5 protein-coding genes are annotated in these 5,021 nt (G+C 77.7%); all 5 read left to right on the top strand.

What is annotated here, in order from left to right; translation table 11 throughout:
• The first annotated feature begins 72 nt into the window (after positions 1-72).
• The 5 genes from HLB09_RS12775 to scpB all read left to right on the top strand — a co-directional run bounded on the left by HLB09_RS12775 (position 73) and on the right by scpB (position 4,883).
• A complete protein-coding gene (locus HLB09_RS12775; RefSeq protein WP_322790171.1) occupies positions 73-1,170 on the top strand; it encodes a site-specific tyrosine recombinase XerD in 1,098 nt (365 codons plus the stop codon).
• 147 nt (positions 1,171-1,317) lie between these two features.
• A complete protein-coding gene (locus HLB09_RS12780; RefSeq protein WP_171203735.1) occupies positions 1,318-2,235 on the top strand; it encodes an ATP-grasp fold amidoligase family protein in 918 nt (305 codons plus the stop codon).
• Positions 2,236-2,410: 175 nt separating this feature from the next.
• Positions 2,411-3,226 (top strand): ParA family protein, encoded by an 816-nt coding sequence (locus tag HLB09_RS12785; RefSeq protein ID WP_171203739.1) that lies wholly within the window; start codon positions 2,411-2,413, stop codon positions 3,224-3,226.
• A 77-nt stretch (positions 3,227-3,303) separates the two neighbouring features.
• Complete coding sequence (locus HLB09_RS12790; RefSeq protein WP_322790173.1) at positions 3,304-4,242, top strand: segregation and condensation protein A; 939 nt, start codon at positions 3,304-3,306, stop codon at positions 4,240-4,242.
• Positions 4,239-4,883, top strand: coding sequence for an SMC-Scp complex subunit ScpB (scpB, locus tag HLB09_RS12795; protein ID WP_171203737.1), 645 nt, complete (start codon positions 4,239-4,241; stop codon positions 4,881-4,883). The genes HLB09_RS12790 and scpB overlap by 4 nt, the downstream gene beginning before the upstream one ends.
• Positions 4,884-5,021 lie beyond the last annotated feature (138 nt).

Consider the following 5,021-nt stretch of genomic DNA (forward strand, 5'->3'; position numbering starts at 1 on the left):
GTCCACGCGCCCCTCCGGTGCGCCCCGGTCGACGACCGGGGCGGCACGGCCGCGGGCCGTACCGTGGACGCCGTGGTGGCGGGCGACGACGGCGCGGGCGGTGCCGCCCTGCCCGCCGAGGCCGTGCCCGCCGAGGCCGCGGCGGCCCCTGCCGGGCGGGGGCGGGCGCAGGACGCCCCGCGCGAGGCGTCGGCGGTCGACGCGGCCGTCGCCACCTACCTGGGTCACCTGCGGGTGGAGCGCGGCCTGTCGGACAACACGCTGGCGGCCTACCGCCGCGACCTCGTCCGGTACGCCGACTTCCTCGCCGCACGGGGCCGGGCCGCCCCGGCGGACGTCGAGCCCGCGGACGTCAGCGCCTTCGCCGTCGCCCTCGGCACGGGGGGCGACGGGCGCGCCGTCCTCACCGCCAGCTCGAGCAAGCGGGCCGTCGTCGCCGTCCGGGGCTTCCACCGCTTCCTCGCCGAGGAGGGGCTGACGGCGTCCGACCCGTCGCGCGACGTCCGGCCGCCCGCGGAGCCGCGCCGCCTGCCGAAGGCCATCGGCGTCGCCGAGGTGGGGCGCCTGCTCGACGCCGCGGCGGTCGGCGACGGCCCCGGCGCCCTGCGCGACCGCGCGCTGCTCGAGCTGCTCTACGGCTCCGGCGCGCGCATCTCCGAGGCGGTGGCGCTCGACGTCGACGACCTCGTCGACGTCCTCGGCGGCCCGCGCCCGCAGGGCTCCACCGGCCCGGCGGGCGACGACGACGGGCCGCCGCCGGAGGGGCTGCTGCGGCTGCGGGGCAAGGGCGACAAGGAGCGGGTCGTGCCGCTCGGGCGCTACGCGCGGGCCGCGCTGGACGCCTACCTCGTCCGCGGCCGTCCCGCGCTCGCGGCGGAGGGCCGGGGCGGGCCGGCGCTGTTCCTCAACACGCGCGGGGGACGGCTCTCGCGCCAGAGCGCCTGGGCCGTCCTGCACGCCGCCGGCGAGCGGGCGCGCCTGTCCGGCAGCGTGTCCCCGCACACCCTCCGGCACTCCTTCGCGACCCACCTCCTCGAGGGCGGCGCGGACGTGCGCGTCGTCCAGGAGCTCCTCGGCCACGCGTCGGTGACGACGACGCAGGCGTACACGCTGGTCACCGCCGACGCGCTGCGCGAGGTCTTCGCCGCCGCCCACCCCCGGGCGCGCTGACTCGGGGACGGGCACGGTCTCCCCCTCCCGCCGGAGCCGCTCGATCGGGCAGACCGCTCGTCGCGTGGTTGCATGTGCCGCCGCAGCCGCGCCTACGCGAGGTCCTGCGCCGGGGCCGGCAGCCCAGAGCACCCAGCACGGAGAAGCGTGAGCACCGCGACGACGGACGAGAACCCCGGCAGGCCGCTGGCCCACGTGGGACGGGCGGTGTGGCGGGCGATGCCCGTGCGGGCGCGCCGAGCCGTGCTCTACCGCCGCGCGTTCGGGCGCCTCCCGGACCGTCGGCGCCCCACCACGCTGTCGGAGAAGATCGACTGGCGAGCGCTCCACGACCGCCGCCCGCAGCTCGTGACGGCCTGCGACAAGCTGGCGTCGAAGGAGCTGGCCCTCGACGCCGGCGTCCGCCCCGCCCGCACCCTGTGGTCGGGGACCGACGTGCGCGAGCTCGCCCACGTGGACCTCGGCGAGCACTGGGTGCTCAAGCCGAACCACCGCAGCGGCGGGCTCGTCCACCTCGGTGAGGGGAAGCCCGACGTCGAGGAGCTCGCGAGGCTCACCCGCGGGTGGCTCGCCGCGAGCACGGACGAGCTCCGGACGGGCGAGTGGGGCTACTCCGGCGCCCGGCACGTCCTGCTGGCCGAGGAGCGCCTGGGCGAGCCGGGGGAGGACCTCGTCGACTGGAAGGTGCACGTCCTCGACGGCGAGCCGGCGCTGGTGCAGGTGCACCACGGGCGCTTCGGGGACCACCGCGTGCGCTACTACCGGCCGGACTGGACGCCGACCGACGTGGCCGTGCGCACGGCGACCCTCGCCGAGGTGGTGCCGCCCCCGCCCCACCTGGACGCGCTGCTGGACGCGGCGCGCCGGCTGGGACGCGGGTGGGACTACGTCCGCGTGGACCTCTACGACCTGAGCGGGGGCGTGCGCTTCGGCGAGCTCACCGTCTACCCGGGCAGCGGTCTCACCGACTTCCGGGACGACCCCTGGCTGGACGTCGAGCTCGGCGGGCGGTGGACCCTGCCGGCGCCCGGCGCCGCCTCGACGCCCCCTCGGCGGCACGGCTAGGGTCGAGACGCCCTGGGCGGGCCGCCGCCGGGCGGCCGACGCCGCCGACCCGAGCACGGGAGTGACCGCCGTGAGCACCGACCAGAGCGCCCCGCCCACCGCTGACGCGGACGGCGCGCCCGGTCAGACGGCGCTCGACGTCACCGGCCTGGGCCTCGGCCCGACGGGGCGCCCGATGCCGGACTTCCCGGTCCCGCCGCCGCTGGCCTCCCACGGCCCGGCCCGGGTCATCGCCCTGTGCAACCAGAAGGGCGGGGTCGGCAAGACGACGACCACCATCAACCTCGGGGCCGCGCTGGCCGAGCTCGGGCGCCGGGTGCTGCTCGTCGACTTCGACCCGCAGGGCGCGCTGTCCGCCGGCGTCGGCGTCTCGGCGCACGACCGGGAGACCACGGTCTACACGCTGATGGTCGACCGCCACGCGGACACCCGCGACGCGATCGTCAGCACGCGGGTCGAGGGCATGGACGTCATCCCCGCCAACATCGACCTGTCGGCCGCCGAGGTCCAGCTCGTCTCCGAGGTCGCGCGCGAGAACCTCCTGGCCCGCGCCCTGCGCCCGGTCCTCGACGACTACGACGTCGTCCTCATCGACTGCCAGCCCTCCCTCGGGCTCCTCACGGTCAACGCGCTCACCGCGGCGCACGGCGTCGTCATCCCGCTGGAGTGCGAGTACTTCGCCCTGCGCGGGGTCGCCCTGCTCGTCGAGACCATCGAGAAGGTGCAGGACCGCCTCAACCCGCGGCTCGAGGTCGACGGCATCCTCGCGACGATGTACGACTCGCGGACCCTCCACAGCCGCGAGGTGGTCGCCCGGGTCGTCGACGCCTTCGGCGACGACGTCTTCCACACCGTCGTGGCCCGCACGGTGAAGTTCCCCGACGCGACCGTCGCCGCCGAGCCCATCACCAGCTACGCGAGCAGCCACCCCGCGGCCGCGGCCTACCGCCAGCTCGCGCGCGAGCTCATCGCCCGGGGCGACGCGGCCTGAGCCCCGACGCGCCGCCCGCGCCCCCGGACCGGCGGGACCCCGTGGAACCGGTCGTGGACCCTGTCGCGGACCCCGTCGTGAGCGGGGCGCGCGCGGACGACGCAGCGCCGGCGAAGGGCCCGCTCGCCGCGCGCGCCCGCCCCGCCGGCCGTCGAGCGCCCTTCGAGGTCCACCTCGAGGTCTTCACCGGGCCGTTCGACCTGCTCCTGCAGCTCATCTCCAAGCACCGGCTCGACGTCACCGAGGTGGCGCTGGCCGCCGTCACCGACGAGTTCGTCGCGCACCTGCGCGCCCGGTCGGGAGGGTCGCCGGGCGAGACGGCCGCGGGGGCGGACGACGCAGGGGAGGAGTGGGACCTCGGCCAGGCGAGCGAGTTCCTCGTCGTCGCCGCCACCCTCCTGGACCTCAAGGCGGCCCGCCTGCTGCCGAGCGGCGAGGTCGAGGACGCCGAGGACCTCGCCCTGCTGGAGGCCCGCGACCTCCTCTTCGCCCGCCTGCTGCAGTACCGGGCCTACAAGGACGTCTCGGCGGTCCTCGCCGACCGGCTCGCCCGCTTCGGCCGCTCCGTGCCGCGCTCCGCCCCGCTGGAGCCCGCGCTCGCCGGCCTGCTGCCCGAGCTCGTCCTGTCGACGACGCCGGAGCAGCTCGCCGAGCTGGCGGCCGCGGCGTCGCGCCCCCGCCCGGCCCCGCCGGGGGTGGGCCTCGCGCACCTGCACGGGTCCACCGTGAGCGTCCGCGAGGAGGCCCTGGCCGTGGCCCGCCACCTGCGGCGCGAGGGCAGCGCGACCTTCCGCGAGCTCGTCCGCGACGCCGGGTCGGTGCTCGTGGTCGTCGCGCGCTTCCTGGCCCTGCTCGAGCTCTTCCGCGACGGCGCCGTGGCCCTCGAGCAGGCGGACGCCCTCGCCGAGCTGTCGGTCCGCTGGACCCGGCCCGCGGGGGACGGGGAGGACGAGGACGAGGCGCTCCAGGGCGTGGTGCGCGGCGTCGCCGAGCCGGGGGAGGATGCGCCGTCGTGAGCGAGCAGGAGCCGGCGGTCGGCGGCGACGGACGACCGCCCGCGGGGGAGCAGGAGCCCGACGCCGAGCGGGTGCCGGACGTCGAGGACCTGCCCGGCGGCGCGCGGGCCGCGCTGGAGGCGGTGCTCATGGTCGTCGACGAGCCCGTCGACGAGGCGTCGCTGGCCGCGGCCGTGCGCCTGCCGGTGGACCGCGTGCACGCCCTGCTCGTCGCGCTCGAGGACGAGTACGCCCGGGAGGCCCGGGGCTTCGAGCTGCGCCGCTCCGCCGGCGGCTGGCGCGTCTACAGCCGCGCCGACCTGGCCGACGTCGTCGCGCGCTTCGTGCGCGACGGCCAGACGGCGCGCCTCACGCAGGCGGCGCTCGAGACGCTGGCGATCATCGCCTACCGCCAGCCGGTGAGCCGGGCCCGCGTCTCCGCGGTGCGGGGCGTCGACGTCGACGGCGTCGTGCGGACCCTCGTGGCGCGGGGCCTCGTGGTCGAGCAGTCCAAGGACCCCGCCACGGGTGCGATGCTCTACGGGACGACGCCCTCCTTCCTCGAGCGGATGGGGCTGGCCAGCCTCGACGAGCTGCCGCCCCTGGCCCCGTTCCTGCCCGAGGGCGCGGATCTCGAGGACCTGACGGAAGGACAGCTGTGAGCGACGACGGACGCGGGCGCGGAGCCGGGGGCCGAGGAGGCCGCCCCGGAGGTGCCCGAGGAGCGGGCGGTGGGCGCCCCGCGTCCGGCGGCTCGCGCGGCACGGGAGCGAGCCGGGGGAGCCGCCCGCCCTCGGGCG

It is taken from the genome of Pseudokineococcus marinus (assembly GCF_013004605.1).
GTDB classification, from domain to species: domain Bacteria; phylum Actinomycetota; class Actinomycetes; order Actinomycetales; family Quadrisphaeraceae; genus Pseudokineococcus; species Pseudokineococcus marinus.

What these genes read in the sequence shown, in the direction of transcription:
- HLB09_RS12785 (WP_171203739.1), top strand. Translation starts at nt 2,411, where the DNA reads ATGCCGGACTTCCCGGTCCCGCCGCCGCTGGCCTCCCACGGCCCGGCC.